At 68.1% G+C, this 14,033-nt stretch carries 12 protein-coding genes; all 12 read right to left on the reverse strand.

The features are described 5' to 3' along the window. Nucleotides 1–9: 9 nt before the first annotated feature. Nucleotides 10–1,125 (reverse strand): N-acetyltransferase, encoded by a 1,116-nt coding sequence (locus tag KOR34_RS21820; protein ID WP_146568242.1) that lies wholly within the window; start codon nucleotides 1,123–1,125, stop codon nucleotides 10–12. Nucleotides 1,126–1,272: 147 nt separating this feature from the next. Next, nucleotides 1,273–2,883: an arylsulfatase gene (locus tag KOR34_RS21825; RefSeq protein ID WP_146568243.1), complete on the reverse strand. Its 1,611-nt coding sequence runs from the start codon at nucleotides 2,881–2,883 to the stop codon at nucleotides 1,273–1,275. A 138-nt stretch (nucleotides 2,884–3,021) separates the two neighbouring features. Continuing rightward, complete coding sequence (locus tag KOR34_RS21830; RefSeq protein WP_146568244.1) at nucleotides 3,022–4,452, reverse strand: DUF1501 domain-containing protein; 1,431 nt, start codon at nucleotides 4,450–4,452, stop codon at nucleotides 3,022–3,024. A 68-nt stretch (nucleotides 4,453–4,520) separates the two neighbouring features. Further along, the gene (locus KOR34_RS21835; protein WP_146568245.1) at nucleotides 4,521–7,730 is read right to left on the reverse strand and encodes a DUF1553 domain-containing protein; all 3,210 of its coding nucleotides are present in this window, start codon (nucleotides 7,728–7,730) and stop codon (nucleotides 4,521–4,523) included. A 245-nt stretch (nucleotides 7,731–7,975) separates the two neighbouring features. Continuing rightward, nucleotides 7,976–8,254, reverse strand: coding sequence for a hypothetical protein (locus KOR34_RS21840; protein WP_146568246.1), 279 nt, complete (start codon nucleotides 8,252–8,254; stop codon nucleotides 7,976–7,978). A gap of 35 nt (nucleotides 8,255–8,289) precedes the next feature. Continuing rightward, nucleotides 8,290–10,299: an ATP-dependent DNA helicase gene (locus KOR34_RS21845; protein ID WP_228714739.1), complete on the reverse strand. Its 2,010-nt coding sequence runs from the start codon at nucleotides 10,297–10,299 to the stop codon at nucleotides 8,290–8,292. A gap of 3 nt (nucleotides 10,300–10,302) precedes the next feature. Then, complete coding sequence (locus tag KOR34_RS21850) at nucleotides 10,303–10,896, reverse strand: hypothetical protein (RefSeq protein WP_146568247.1); 594 nt, start codon at nucleotides 10,894–10,896, stop codon at nucleotides 10,303–10,305. Nucleotides 10,897–10,952: 56 nt separating this feature from the next. Further along, nucleotides 10,953–11,771: a thiazole synthase gene (locus KOR34_RS21855; RefSeq protein WP_146568248.1), complete on the reverse strand. Its 819-nt coding sequence runs from the start codon at nucleotides 11,769–11,771 to the stop codon at nucleotides 10,953–10,955. 53 nt (nucleotides 11,772–11,824) lie between these two features. Next, nucleotides 11,825–12,025, reverse strand: coding sequence for a sulfur carrier protein ThiS (gene thiS / locus KOR34_RS21860; RefSeq protein WP_146568249.1), 201 nt, complete (start codon nucleotides 12,023–12,025; stop codon nucleotides 11,825–11,827). 37 nt (nucleotides 12,026–12,062) lie between these two features. Beyond that, the gene (locus KOR34_RS21865) at nucleotides 12,063–12,605 is read right to left on the reverse strand and encodes a hypothetical protein (protein WP_146568250.1); all 543 of its coding nucleotides are present in this window, start codon (nucleotides 12,603–12,605) and stop codon (nucleotides 12,063–12,065) included. Between the two features lie 232 nt (nucleotides 12,606–12,837). After that, the gene (locus KOR34_RS21870) at nucleotides 12,838–13,524 is read right to left on the reverse strand and encodes a zinc metallopeptidase (RefSeq protein WP_146568251.1); all 687 of its coding nucleotides are present in this window, start codon (nucleotides 13,522–13,524) and stop codon (nucleotides 12,838–12,840) included. Between the two features lie 101 nt (nucleotides 13,525–13,625). Next, a complete protein-coding gene (locus KOR34_RS21875; protein WP_146568252.1) occupies nucleotides 13,626–14,012 on the reverse strand; it encodes a hypothetical protein in 387 nt (128 codons plus the stop codon). Nucleotides 14,013–14,033: the final 21 nt, after the last annotated feature.

The following is a 14,033-nucleotide window of genomic DNA, read 5'->3' on the forward strand; positions in this document are numbered from 1 at the left end:
GACGTGCGACTACGCCAGCAGCATCACCAGCATCACGGCGGCCATCACGGCCATCGTGCCGTCCTCGACGATGGTGAGGGTGCTCATCGGCAGGTCGAACATCGTGCCCAGGCAGCCGCACTGGATGTCGCGGCCGCGGGCCACGGCGTTTACTACGCCCGCGGTGCTGACCAGCATCACGGCGAGCGTGGCCGCGTTCACGGCAACCGGCCACACCTGCAGCAGGTACGCCACGCCCAGGCCCAGTTCGATGAATGGGTAGACGTACGCATACGGCAGCCAGCGAGCGGCGATCAGGTCGTACGAGGTGTAGGCTTCGGCGAAGCCCGCCAGGTCGAGCATCTTGAAGAACGAGAACGCTACGAAGAACAGCCCCATGAACACGCTCATCAGGAACCCGGCCGACCAGACGCCCGCCGCCGCGCCGGCGATGGCCGTGCCGCCGATCAGGTAGCCGATGATCAGCAGCAGCGGTTTGTAGGTGGCCAGCCACGACCGGTGGTGGTCGGCGTGGTCGTGATCGTGCGAGGCGTCGCTGTGGTGGTTGTGCTGGCTGGCGTCGGAGGGCTCGCCCTCGTGGTCGTCGGCCTGCTGCTTCTTGCCGTTGGTCAGCGACTGGTAACGCGGGTTGTCCTCCAGGTAGCTCCGCACGTAGCTGCACGTGGGGATCACCCGCAGGGTTTGCTGCTCGGCGTAATTTAGTGCGGACTCGGCCAGCCGCGCGGCGATGCCGTTGCCGCGGTCGGCCGGCGGCACGAACGTGTGCGCAAGGTTGATGACGCCGGCGTCGGGCCGCTCGTAGCTGAGCACGCTTTCGCGGCTGTCGCTGAGGTAGACAAAGCGGTTGTTGTCGGCGTCGTGCTCCACGCCCTCGACGAGGTAGTCGCTGTGGGGCGCCGGTTGGCGCTCGGCGCTATCGGTGGGCGCCAGGTGATAGTCGCCGGCCTGCGCGACGCGGTCGTTCAACTCCTCGAGCGAGAGGTCGGCGTCGCCGGCCACGGTGGCCGTCTCGTCGGCGAGCGAGACCTCGGCCCGGTCAACGTGCGGGCTGGCGAGCAGCGACTCACGTAATTTCTGCTCACAGGATTGGCAGTGCATGCCAGAAACGTCAAACACGGCTTTCATAGCGGAACCCCGCTGCACAGCCGCCGCGCCCTGGAAAACCCGCCCAACGACACACTTACGAAGAATGCCCAGGGCGACGACCGACTGCTATTAACGGTCGCGCAGGGCGGGCGCTAGGACCTTAATGCAAGTCGGGCGCCAACCTCGCTACCCGTGGCCCTCTTTCCGGCCCTTGCGGTTCAGGAACTCGTACATGTTGAACCTTTCGGGGAACGCAACGCCCTTTTCCCGCGCCCACGACTCCCACACCGCGATCAGCTCGTCCCGCTTGTCGGCGTTGGTCGCGGCCAGGTCGTTCAGCTCGGTGCGGTCGGCTTCGAGGTCGTAGAGCTCCCATGGCTTCTTATACTCGCGGACCAGCTTCCACTTCCCGTGCCGGACGGCGGCGTTGCCCTCGTGCTCCCAGCAGACCGGATCGGCGTGGATCGGCGCGTCCGAACCGGTCAGCAGCGGCAGCAATGACCTGCCCTCGCAGGGCGGCACGTCGTCAGGGTACTCGCCGCCGGACAGCTCCAGGCAGGTGGCCATGAAGTCGGGCAGGTAGGCCAGGCGTCGCACAAAGCCGCCGCTGTCGCCGCGGGGGATGCCCGCCGGCCAGTTGGCGATCATCGGCGTGCAGTGGCCCCCCTCGTGCACAAAGTGTTTGTACTTGCGGAACGGCGTGTTGCAGGCGTTGGCCCAAGCGAGGCCGATCCGCGGCCCGTCGGTGGTTTCGAGTGGCGGGTCGAGCACCATCCGGTGCCCGCCGCCGCCCAGGCGGCCGCCTTCCTGGCAGGCGCCGTTGTCCGACAGGAACAGGATGAGCGTGTTGTCGCGCTCGCCGATCGCGTCGAGGTGCGCCAGCAGCTTGCCGACGTTTTGATCCACCGAATCCAGGCAGCCCGCGTACGCGGCCATGACCGCGTCGAGGCGGTCCTGCTGCTGCGGTTTGAGCGAATCCCACTGGGGTCCGACGTGTTCGGCCGGCGTCACCTCGCCCTCGAACAGCCCCAGCTCACGCTGCTTGGCCTGCCGGGCCTGCATCATCGGCGCCCAGCCCTGCCGGTACTTGCCGCGGTACTTCTCGTAGTCCTGCCGCTTGGCGTTCAACGGCCAGTGCGGCGCGTTGTAGGCCAGGTAGAGGAAGAAGGGCCGGTCGTCGGCGTGGTTGGCAGCGGAGAGGAACTCGAGCGCCTTGTCGGTGAACGCGTCGGTGGCGTACCAGTCCTCGCCGGTGGGGACCGGGTCGTTGCCCAGTGTGATGCCGCGACCGCCGCCGGGCTTGAAGTAGTTGATTGCGCCGCTCAGGCAGCCGTAGTACTTGTCGAAGCCCCGCTGCAGCGGCCAGCACTGCTGCTGCGCCGGGTCCACGCCGACGTGCCACTTGCCGGTCATCAGCGTGTGGTACCCGGCGGAGCGGAGCACCTCGGCCAGCGTTACGCAGTTGTCGTTCAGGTAGCCCTGGTAAGGGCCCTCGAACCCCAGCGGCTGCCCGGGTGGGGCGGTCATGTGGCCGACGCCCACCTGGTGCGGGTGCAGCCCGGTCAGCAGGCTGGCGCGGGTGGGACAGCACCGCCCGGCGTTGCAGAACTGCGTGAACCGCAGACCGCCGGCGGCGAGCGAGTCGATGTTGGGGGTCTGGATCTCCGAGCCGTAGCAGCCCAGGTCGGAGAAGCCCATGTCGTCGACCAGGATCACGACAATGTTGGGCCGGTCATCGGCGGCGGTCAGCGGGCAGAGCGTCAGGCAGAGGAGCAGCGCGGCGAGGAGTCTTGGCATGATCTCGGTGGAGAGGAGGGAAGCTCAGGGAACTTAAACGGGGCTAGCGGTTGTCGGAGGCCCGGCTGCCGGCGGGTGGTCGACGCCGACCGCGGCCGGTCAGCAACGCTACGGCTGCGTGGCCGTTCGGGCAGGACGCTACACGATCAGCTCGGGGATCACGTGCGCCGGGACCACACCGGTCAGTTTCTGATCGAGCCCCTGGAAGCGGTGCGTGAACCGCTCGTGGTCGAAGCCCATGAGGTGCAGGATCGTGGCGTGAAAGTCGCGGATGTGGATCGGGTCGCGGACGATGTTGTAGGAGAAGTCGTCGGTCTCGCCGTGGATGTGTCCTCCCTTGGCGCCGCCGCCCGCCATCCACATGGTGAAGCAGCGGGGGTGGTGGTCGCGTCCGTAGTTGGTTGGCGAGAGGTTGCCCTGCGAGTAGATGGTGCGGCCGAACTCGCCGCCCCAGATCACCAGGGTGTCCTCCAGCATGCCGCGCTGCTTGAGGTCTTCCAGCAGCGCGTAGCAGGGCTGGTCGACGTCTTTGCACTGCTCGGGCATGCGGCCCGCCAGGTTGCCGTGGTGGTCCCAATTGTTGTGGTACACCTGCACGAACCGCACGCCACGCTCCGCCAGCCGGCGGGCCATCAGCGCGGTATAGGCGAACGAGCCCGGCTTCTTGGCGTCCTCGCCGTACAGGTCGAAGGTGTGTTTCGGCTCGCTGGCCAGGTCGGTCAGCTCCGGCACGCTGGCCTGCATGCGGAAGGCCATCTCGTACTGGTGGATCCGGGTGGCGGTCTGCGGGTCCCCCAGCCGCTGGTAGCCCATGTGGTTGAGCGCGTTGATGCCCTCGATGGACCGGCGGCGGAGGCGGTCGGGCACGCCGGGCGGGTTGTTGATGTACAGGATCGGGTCGCCCTTGCTGCGGAACGACACGCCCGCGTGCTCGCCCGACAGGTAGCCCGACGCCCACAGCCGCGAGGAAATGGCTTGCTCCTGCTCGCGGTTGGTGGGGATGGCGATCAGCACCGCGAAGGTCGGCAGGTTCTGATTGATCGGCCCCAGCCCGTACGACGCCCACGCGCCCAGGCATGGGCGGCCGGGCACCTGGTTGCCGGTCTGCAGCGCGGCGATGGCCGGTTCGTGGTTGATCGCCTCGGTGTGCAGCGACCGCATCCAGCAGATCTCGTCGGACTTCTTCGAGAGCCAGGGCAGCAGCTCCTGGTTCATCCACATGCCGGACTGGCCCTGCTGGGCGAAGCTGTACTTGGACGGCGCGATGGGGAACCGCGCCTGGCCGCTGGTCATGGTGGTTAGCCGCTGACCCTGGCGGATGGACTCGGGGAGGTCCTTGTCGTACCAGTCACGCATCCCCGGCTTGTAGTCGAACAGGTCCATCTGCGAGGGGCCGCCCACCATGTGCAGGTAGATCACCCGCTTCGCCCGCGGCGCAAAGTGCGGCCCCACGGCCGCGGCGCTCGACGCCTGGGCGGTCGACTCGCTCAGCAGCGAAGCGAGGGCGGCGCCGCCCAGCAGGTTGCGGCCGCTGGTGAAGAAGTGTCGGCGGGTGGCCAGGTCGAGCATGGTTGGCTTCCGGAGGTGGGTGTCGAGGCCGGCGGGCCGGGGAGTTTCCCGGGTTTGGCGGCCGGGTCCTACTTGTTCAACGCTTCGTCGAGGTTCATCACCTGGCTGCAGATCATCGTCCACGACGCCAAATCGGCCGGCGCGATCCCGTCGTACAGCGGCGTGTCGCCCACGCCGATCAGGGCGGCCGCCGCCACCGGCTCGGCCTGGTAGTAGTCGTCGTAGGCCTGTTTGTCGGTCAGCAGCACGTCCCGCTCGGCCGCGGTGAAGTCGCGGCAGAGCACGCGTCGCGCCACGCGGCGCAGCGCCTGGCGGTCGTCGTCGGGGAAGTCGCGCAGTGTGTTCTCGGCCAGCCGCCGCGCGGCCTCGACAAACTGCGGGTCGTTAAGCGTGACCAGCGCCTGCAGCGGCGTGTTGGTCCGCTCGCGCCTCACGGTGCAGACCTCGCGGCTGGGGGCGTTGAACGCGTCGAGGTTGGGCGGGTGGGCCATCCGCTTCCAGAAGTGGTACAGCGTGCGGCGGTGCAGCTCCTCGCCCTGGTCCTGCACGTACTCGCGGGTGTCGGCGCCCGGCAGGCCCACCACGTTCCAGATGTCGCCCGGCTGGTAGGGGCGCGTGCCGGGGCCGTACATCTTGCGGGACAGCAGCCCGCTGGTCGCCAGCGCCGAGTCCCGCAGCACCTCCGCGTCCATCCGGAACCGCGGGCCGCGGGAGAGCAGGGCGTTGGCGGGGTCGCGCTCGATCACCCCGGGAGTGGCCGCGGCCGACTGGCGGTACGCGGCGCTCATCAGCATCTGCTTGAACAGCCGTTTCACGTCCCAGCCGTTGTCCTGGAAGTCGACCGCCAGCCAGTCCAGCAGGTGCGGGTGGCTCGGCAGCATCCCCGTGACGCCGAAGTCCTCCGGCGTGGTGACCAGCCCCTGGCCGAAAACCTCCTGCCAGAACCGGTTGACCGTCACGCGGGCGGTGAGCGGGTTCGATCGGTCGACCGTCCAACGCGCCAGGCCGAGCCGGTTGGCCGGCGCGCCCTCGGGCAGCGGCGGCAGCGCCGCGGGCGTGGCGGCGGCGACCTGCTCGCCCGGCTGGTCGTAGGCGCCCCGCAACAGGACGTGGGCCATCGGCTGCCGGTCGGCGCGTTCCCGCTGGATGTGGGTGACCGGGCTGCGGGCGTCGATCGCGTTGCGCTCCTGCTGCAGCGATGCCACCCGCGCGTCGAGCTGCTGGTAGTCGGCGTCCAGTGAGGTGAGGTAGTGTTCGAAGAGCGTGTGGCGGTCGTCGTCGGTGCGATGCGAAGTGTCTTTGGCGAGCGCCTCCCTCAGCACAACGCCGTCGGCGAGCAGCTTGGCCTCCGAGCCGGACAGCTGACGCTGGTAGAGCCGGAAGTCCCGCACCGAACCGCCGTCGAATACCGAGTCGATGCTCCGCTGGCCGATCCGCAGGGGGGTGTCGGTGCGGATCGAAGCGTCCTTGTTCAGAGAATCCTGGTCCACGTTCAGCGGCGCCTGCTGGCCATTCACGTAGATCCGGATGCCCGCCGCCTTGCCTGACCCGTCGTACGTCGCTACGACGTGCATCCACTGGTCGGCCTGCACCACCGCGTCCTTGGTGCTGACTTTCAGGGCGTTGTTGGGCCAGCTATCGATGATGTGCACCGCCAGCTTCCCGCCCGACTGCCACAGGTCCCACCCGCGGTGGCTGTTCGCGACGTCCATCTTCGCCACGATGCCGGCGCCCGACCCGGGGCTGGCGCTCCGCACCCAGGCGGCGTAGCTGAACGAGTCGTCGCGCTCGAAGTCGCCGTTCTCGCCGAGCGTGATCGTCGCGCCGTGGCTCAGCACCACCGCCGCGTCCGATCCCTCGTTGTCCGACCACCGCAGCGGGCCGGTAGCGGCCGGCGTGGTGGAGCCCGGCGCCAGGTTCTGGGGATGATCGCCCCGGCCCTCGGTAAGCGGTAGCCGCGCCAGCAGGTTGTCATCGGAGACGCGGGCCAGGCTTGCGGGGGTGGCTTCGGCGAGCCAGGCGTCGAACGCGCGTCCGGCCCCCGCCCGGTGGTCGGCCCGCCGCTTCTCGGCGGCTGCGATCTCGGCCGGCAACGCCTCCCAGCGGGGCAGGTCCGCCTGGGTGGGGACCTTGAGCGTCGGGCCCAGGCCGTCTTTGACGTTGCCGTCCTTGGCCGGCGACTCGGTGTTGCTGAAGAACGCGGCCAGCGCGTAGTAGTCGCGCATCGTGATCGGGTCGAACTTGTGGTCGTGGCACTGGGCGCAGTTGGTGGTCATGCCCATGAACACCCAGCCGTAGGTCTGCACGCGGTCGGCGGCGTACAAGGCCAGGTTTTCCGCGTCGATGGTGCCGCCCTCGTTGGTGGTTATGTTGCACCGCTGCAGGCCGGTCGCCACTAGCTGTTCGCGGCTGGGGTTGGGCAGCAGGTCGCCGGCAAGCTGCTCGACGGTGAACTCGTCGAACGGCTGATTGTGGTTGAACGAGCGGATTACCCAGTCGCGGTAGGGCCACATCTCGCGGTAGTTGTCGAAGTGCAGGCCGTGGGTGTCGCCGTAGCGGGCCGCGTCGAGCCAGTACCGGGCGCGGTGCTCGCCCCAGGCGGGGGTCGCCATCAGTCGGTCGAGCCACTCGCTCAAGGCAAGGTCCTTGCGCTGCGCGTAGTCCTCGACAAACTGGTCGGCCAGCTCTGGCTCGGGCGGCAGGCCGGTGATGTCCAGGTGAAGCCGACGGAACAGCCGCCGCGGGTCGCACTCGTCGGCCGGGCGCAGGTCTTCCGCTTCGAGCCGCGCCAGCACGAACCGGTCGATGGCGTTGCGGACCCACGACTCGTCCCGCACGGCCGGCGGGTCGGCCTTCTGTGGCGGGATGAGCGACCAGTGCGGCTCGTACTCGCCGCCCGCGGCGATCCACCGCTGGAGCGTCTGCTTCTGCTCGGCGGTGAGCGTCTTCTTCAGTTCCGGCGGCGGCATGACCAGCGCGGGGTCGTCGCTCAGGACCCGCTCGATCAGGCCGCTGCCGCCCGGGTCGTGGGGCACGAGGGCGCCCAGCTCAATCGCCGCGTCCCGTTGGTCGAGCCGCAGGCCCGCCTTGCGGGCTGCGCTGTCGGCGCCGTGGCACGCGAAGCAGTTCTCCGCCAGGATCGGACGGATGTCTCGGTTGTACTGCAGGTCGTCGCCGGCGTGGGCCGTGGCCGCCGGCATAGCAAAGACGGCCGCAGCAAGAAGCACGGCGATCGGCAGGTCGCGGAGTCTAGAAGCGTGGCAGACGAGGCAATCCATAGCGGGTCCTTGGGGGCGGGACGCGGTCCACGGCCGGGGGTCCCAACGCCGTGGCGGCGGCGCATCTGTTGACCGCCGCCCGCCAGCAGCAACCGGGCTTTACATGATCGCACGCCTGCGGCAGCCGTGTCCAGTTCGCGTTTCGGGGGCCGCCAGAAACCTCATCTACTTTTATGAAATTGCGAGACGAAGCTGAGTCACCTAGCTGCGGACGCTCGTATGCGACCAGCGGTTTAGCGGGCTGCTCAAGGAACACCGAATGCAAGAATCCAGCAGACAACAATTAGTATCAGACCCAGTACGGTCGTAGCGCTGGAACGGACGTAGCGGACCTGCCCGCGGGGGTAGGTCAGTCGATGATGCTTCCACACGTCGTTGGGAATACCTTCGTCGTCGAAGATGGCGTCGCGGACCTTGCCGAACGAGGCGATAGCGACTGCGATTATGCCGACACCGTACGAAGCAACCAACAAGAGCACCAAGAACAGCACGCGAGCGGCGAGGCCAATCAGCAGTTCAATCACTTGCCTGTTTTCTGCGTCGGCGGATTGCGTTGCTGCTAAGCGCGTTCGACCACGCGCTGGCAGTCGGGCAGGCTTTCGAGGAACAGACGGCCGTAGCTCTTGGTCGACAGCCTCGGGTCGAGGCAGACCACCGTGCCGGTGTCGGACTTGGAGCGGATCAGCCGGCCGAAGCCCTGCTTGAATTTGAGGATGGACTCGGGGAGCTGGTAGTCGGAGAAGGGGTTGCCGCCCGACGATCGGATGGCGTCGAGACGCGCCTCGAGCAGTGGGCGGTCGGGGACGCTGAACGGCAGCTTGGCGATGATGACCGTCTTGAGCGCGTCGCCCGGCACGTCGACCCCCTGCCAGAAGCTGTCGGCGCCCAGGAGCACGCTCCGCGGGTTGGCGACAAACTGGTCCACCATCTGGCCGCGGGGCAGGCCGTCGGCCTGGGAGATGAGCTTGAGGTTCCACTCGGCCAGCCACTTCGACAGGCCCGCGCCGACCCGGCGCATCATCTCGTAGCTGGTGAGCAGGACAAAGGTGCGGCCGTCGGACTCGGCGGCGTAACGCTGGATCATCTCGACGCACCGCCGCTCGTACGCCTGACGCTCGGTGGTGGGGTCGGGCATGCCGGTGAGCGTGATCAGCTTGGCCTGACGCGGGTAGTCGAACGGGCTGCCGAGCTTCAGGCCGTCGGACTGGGTAAGCCCGATGCGGGAGCGGAAGAAGTCGAATGACGCCTGCCGACCGACCGCCAGTGTGGCGCTGGTGAGGATCACGCTGGGGACCTTCTCGAACAGCTCGCCTCGCAGCGCGGGCCCGACGTCCACCGGAGCGGCGCCGAGGGTCATGCGGGGCCCGCGGCGGGTGTTGTGCGACTCGACCCAGAACACGTTGGACTCGTCGCGCTGGGTGCGCCAGGCCTCGATGTCGCCGGCCAGGCCGAGCAGCCGGTCGTGGGCGGCGGTGTAGTCCTGGCGTTCGACGTCGCTAGTGATCTTCGACCCGGCGGACTTCACCTTGCGGGCGAGGGTCTGGAGCTCGACGGCCAGCTCCGGCCCGGCGATGTTGGGCTCGGTGACGCGGCCGTTCTCCGGTCCCTGGCGGGCGCCCCACTCCCACAAGTCGGAGAAGAAGCCGTCGGCGGCCTCGCGGGTCTGGTCGACCTGTTTCATCGCGTCCACGAACCCGTGGCCGACCAGCAGCCCCTTCTGCTTGCGGTCGTTGTAGAGCTTGCTGAGCTGGTACTCGACCTGGCCGTTGGTGACCCGCAGGCCGAGGTGGTCGCCGGCGATCTGCTCGATGGTGTGGGCCTCGTCCAGGACGACGACGTCGTAGTCCGGCAGCAGGCTCACGCCGTGCCGGCGGAGCGCGATGTCCGAGAACAGCAGCGCGTGGTTCACCACCAGCACCTGCGCGTGCTGCATCCGCCGGCGGGCGGCGTAGTAGAAGCAGTCTTTGTAGTGCGGGCAGCGGCGGCCCAGGCAGTTGCCGCTGTCGCTAGCGACCTCGTCCCACACCGTGGGGAGCGGCTTGCGGGCGAGGTCTGACTGCGAGCCGTCGTGGGTTTGGGCGGCCCACTTGCGGAGCTGCTGGAGCTCGCTGACCTCGGCGTCTTCGGAGAAGAGCGTGCCGGCGCGGTTCATCGCGGCCTCGAGCCGCCGCAGGCTGACGTAGTTGCGGCGGCCCTTGGCGAGCACCGCGGTGAACTCGCGGGGGATCACGCTGTTGAGCAGCGGCAGGTCCTTCTTGAGGAGCTGCTCCTGCAGGGCGATGGTGTGCGTTGAGACCACCACCCGGCGGGGCGGACGGGCGTCGTCCCCATGGGCGTCGGCTGGGACGGGTTCGGTGGCGGCCAGGATGGCCGGCACGAGGTAGGCGAAGCTCTTGCCGACGCCGGTGCCGGCCTCGACGATCAGGTGCCGCTTGTTCGCGATGGCAGAGGCCACGGCATCGGCCATTTGCAGCTGCTCGGGCCGGTCTTCGTAGCTGGCGAGCCGGCGGGCGATTGAACCTTCGGCGCCCAGGACGTCGGCGGCGGAGAGGGTGGTGGACTCAGCCATGAATCAGTTACGCGCGGTTCGCAGGTAGAAGGCGTACTCGCTGGGCGAGAGCTCTGCTGCTGCGAACACGATGTTGCGGTCCTTCACTCCGAGCTGGAAGACTTGGTACTCGCAGGTCTGTTGGCGGTACTTCGGGTTGGGGAGCACAACCGTGGGTTCGCTCTCCCAGGGGCGCCATGCACGGCCCCAGGGCGCCACGCCGTCAATGCTGATGTGCTGTCCTTTGTAGGCTACTCCGATTAGTCGCCAGGGCGGCGGTTGCTCGTCGGGTTGGGGAGAGCGTCTACTAGCCGCGGCGTCGACTAGCCCGGGGGACACCACTGAACCCAGGACGCCTCCCGCTACGGCGACCGTGACGGCGACCACCAGCACAGTGGCGAAGAGTGAGGGCAGCAGGAACACCATCGGCCACGCTATCGCGACCATCTTGACCAACGGCCCGAACAGCAACGATAGCCCCCCGAACAGCAGCATCACGGCGACGCCGCTAAACAGGAGACCGCCCAAAATGCGCGTGCCGGTGCGGTTGGACTCTGGCTGCGGACCGGCTACTCGTCGGTGTTGCCCTCCTTGGGTGGGCTGGTCGCTGTTCTTCATGCGGACGCAACCTGGGGTGGCTTATCCAAGCGGAGCTGCAGTCGACGCCCGGAGCGTCAGCTCGGCTGCCAAGTAATGACGCCCTCTTCGGGGCTGCTGGCCGTGGCGTAGAGCCGCTTGGGGATGCGGCCCGACAGGTAGCTCAGCCGGCCGGCCTCGCACGCCAGGCGCATCGCATCGGCCATGGCGAGTGGGTCCTGCGCATGGGCGATGGCCGTGTTGAGCAGCACGCCATCGACGCCCAGCTCCATAGCGGCCGCGACGTCGCTCGCGGCGCCGACGCCGGCGTCGACGATCACCGGGTAGGTTGGGTCGTCCTCCTTGAGGTACTCCAGGCAGATGCGGAGGTTATTGGCGTTCAGCACACCCTGGCCGGATCCGATCGGGCTGCCCGCCGGCATCACGCTTGTGGCGCCGGCGTTCTTGAGTCGCTTGGCGATCACCGGGTCGTCGGTCGAGTAGACCAGCACCTGGAAGCCGTCGGCCACGAGCTGCTCGGTCGCCTGGAGGGTCTCGACCGGGTCGGGCAGCAGCGTCCGCTTGTCGGCCAGGCACTCGAGCTTGACCCAGTCCGCGCCAGAGTTCTCGAGCCCGGAGAGAATCTCCCGGCCCAGCCGGGCGACTCGCACGGCGTCCTCGGCGTTGAAGCAGCCGGCCGTGTTGGGCAGGATGGTGTACCGCTGGGGGTCGACGTAGTCGAGCAGGTTCTTGCCCTCGGCGTCGATCAGCCGCTCGCGCCGCACCGCCACGGTGACGCAGTCGGCCCCGCTCCGCTCGAGCGCCTCGCCCATCTGCGCGTAGGTGGCGTACTTGCCGGTGCCGACGATCAGTCGGCTGGACAGCGTGTGTGTGCCTATGGTCAGCGGGGTCGGCATCGAAGAAGCGTAGGCGGTTAGGGGTTCGGGAAGGGTAGCGTAGCGGGCCCGGGTCACCCACCGCCGACCAGCGTCACGACCTCGAGCTCGTCGCCGTGTTGGAGGGTGGTCTCGGCGTGCTGGGCGCGGGGCACCAGCTCCTTGTTCCTCTCCACCGCGACGTGCTTCACGCGGATCTCGAGCTGCTCAAGCAGGCCCGCGATGGTGCAGCCCTCGGGCGCGTCGAGCGGGTCGCCGTTGACGGTGAGCTTCACGTGGGTCGCGGTCCTCGGTGGGGTGGTCGGCGGTTGATCACTGGTCGCGGACGAACGTGTCGGCCCGCAGCGGCACGGCGCCGATCTTGTAGAACGTTGCGAGCTGGCCCTTGCCGGCGGCCTGCAGGCTGCTGTTCCACGGCATGATGTACGCGCACATCTGGCCGGTCGTGGCGTCGGTGATGTAGACCGCGCTGCGGGCGAGCTGGGTGTTGCCCTTGCCGCGGGGGATGTTCACAACGCCGGTCACCATCAGGTACTTGGGGCTGCGGCCGGCGCCGTCGAAGTCCTTGGTGATGTCGTACTGGAAGTAGGCGGCGAAGCCGGCGTCGCGGCGGTTGATCACGGTCGCCTTGAGCTGCCCGGTCAGGAAGTCGAGGAAGTAAAACGCCTCGACCCCTTCGTCCACCAGGCCGGTCGCGACCGCAAAGTTGTCGGCGCTGGCCGTCGCGGAGGCGTGCGCCGGGATGGCCGGCAGCTGGATCTGGGGGGCGGCGGGCCGGGCGAGCCACCCGGCTGCTGCGCCGACGGCGAGCGCGACGCACGCGATCACCGCGGTCGTGGACTTGAAACGATTCATGCTGGTCTGCTCCTAGGGTCAGGATTCTCACGCGGCCGCCGGTTCGCGGAAGCCGCCAGCATCGTGAATCGTACCCGCTGCGGGGATTATTCTCTAGCGGAAGAAGGCCGGAGCATCCGGCGAGGTCGGCCGCCAGGAGCAAGAAAAAGCCGGGCCGCCGCGGGGCGCCCAAGTGGGAGAGCGCCCGGGGCGGCCCCGGCGTTGTGGTTGACAGTTGTGGCGACGCGGTCGGCTAGTCGTTGCTGCTGCCGCCGAACCGCATCAGCAGGTACAGCAGCGTCATCACGGCCTGGAGCGTCGCGGCCACATAGGTCCAGCCGGCGGCATTCAGCACGCTGCGGACCGGGCCCATCTCGGACTCCGGGACGATGCCGTACTCGACAAGCTGCGCCTTGGCGCGGTTGCTGGCGTCGAATTCCACGGGCAAATTGACCAGCTGAAAGAACACGACCGCGGCGAAGCAAACGATGCCGAGCTGGATCAGGAACCCAGAGCTGAAAATTGCTCCGCCAACAATCATCCACATGCCAGCGCCGCTGCCGAAACTAGCCGCGGGGACCGCCATATTGCGGATCGTCAAAGGCGCGTAGTTCTTGGCGTGCTGCAGGGCGTGGCCCGCCTCGTGGGCGGCGATGCCGACCGCCGCCAGGTTACGCTGTCCGTAGACGCCTTCGCTGAGCCTTAGCACCCGCGCGCTGGGGTCGTAGTGGTCGGTCAGTTGGCCGCGGATTGGCTCGATTGCGACCTCTTGCAGCCCTGCCGAGTCGAGCATGTGCCGTGCCGCGGCCGCACCGGTCAGCGAGGCCGGACGCTGGCTGGCCGCTGCATAAGTTGACCGAACCCGCATCTGCGCCCACAGGGCGAGCAGCATGGCGGGGGCCAGGAACAGCAGGTAATGCCAATCGAAAAACAGGGGCATGGTTCGTGTAAGGGTTTTGGGGCGAGGGGATACACGTTTTGGCAGGCCGTTGGGCCGCCTGAGCATACTACGCAATCCCTGTGCCGCCAGTTCGCGGCTGCTTATTCCTCAGAATCCGCGGATTCTTCGGGCTCGGAAGGCTGTTCCTGCTGCTGCGGTAACCGCTGGGTGGGGGGGGCCGACTGCAGCAGGCCCATCCGCTGGAGCAGCTGCGGGAGGTACTGCGGATTGATGCTGAGCACCGGCTGCCCTCCCTGGAGCACCGCCGCGGAGTTGACCCGGCCGGCGGTGACGCTGTCCGCTTCGAGCAAGGGGGATCGGACCGCCACGTTGGCCTGCACCTTGTTGCGCGCGACGATGTCGTCGCAGACCAGCAGCTCGCACTCGATCCGCTCCGAGAACGTCTGCTTGATGAGCTTGTCCCGCAGGGCCGCCCCTAGCGCTAGGAACAGCAGGGGGTAAACGATCCAGCGTTCGCGTTCGGTCATTCGGGGATGGTTGGGGTCAGG

Source organism: Posidoniimonas corsicana, from assembly GCF_007859765.1.
GTDB classification, from domain to species: Bacteria; Planctomycetota; Planctomycetia; order Pirellulales; family Lacipirellulaceae; genus Posidoniimonas; species Posidoniimonas corsicana.

Excerpts from the sequence above, each read along its gene's own strand:
- KOR34_RS21875 (WP_146568252.1), bottom strand. The coding sequence starts at position 14,012 with ATGACCGAACGCGAACGCTGGATCGTTTACCCCCTGCTGTTCCTAGCG.
- KOR34_RS21850 (WP_146568247.1), bottom strand. The coding sequence starts at position 10,896 with ATGAAGAACAGCGACCAGCCCACCCAAGGAGGGCAACACCGACGAGTA.
- KOR34_RS21820 (WP_146568242.1), bottom strand. The coding sequence starts at position 1,125 with ATGAAAGCCGTGTTTGACGTTTCTGGCATGCACTGCCAATCCTGTGAG.
- KOR34_RS21855 (WP_146568248.1), bottom strand. The coding sequence starts at position 11,771 with ATGCCGACCCCGCTGACCATAGGCACACACACGCTGTCCAGCCGACTG.
- KOR34_RS21870 (WP_146568251.1), bottom strand. The coding sequence starts at position 13,524 with ATGCCCCTGTTTTTCGATTGGCATTACCTGCTGTTCCTGGCCCCCGCC.
- KOR34_RS21835 (WP_146568245.1), bottom strand. The coding sequence starts at position 7,730 with ATGGATTGCCTCGTCTGCCACGCTTCTAGACTCCGCGACCTGCCGATC.
- KOR34_RS21845 (WP_228714739.1), bottom strand. The coding sequence starts at position 10,299 with ATGGCTGAGTCCACCACCCTCTCCGCCGCCGACGTCCTGGGCGCCGAA.
- KOR34_RS21825 (WP_146568243.1), bottom strand. The coding sequence starts at position 2,883 with ATGCCAAGACTCCTCGCCGCGCTGCTCCTCTGCCTGACGCTCTGCCCG.
- KOR34_RS21865 (WP_146568250.1), bottom strand. The coding sequence starts at position 12,605 with ATGAATCGTTTCAAGTCCACGACCGCGGTGATCGCGTGCGTCGCGCTC.
- KOR34_RS21830 (WP_146568244.1), bottom strand. The coding sequence starts at position 4,452 with ATGCTCGACCTGGCCACCCGCCGACACTTCTTCACCAGCGGCCGCAAC.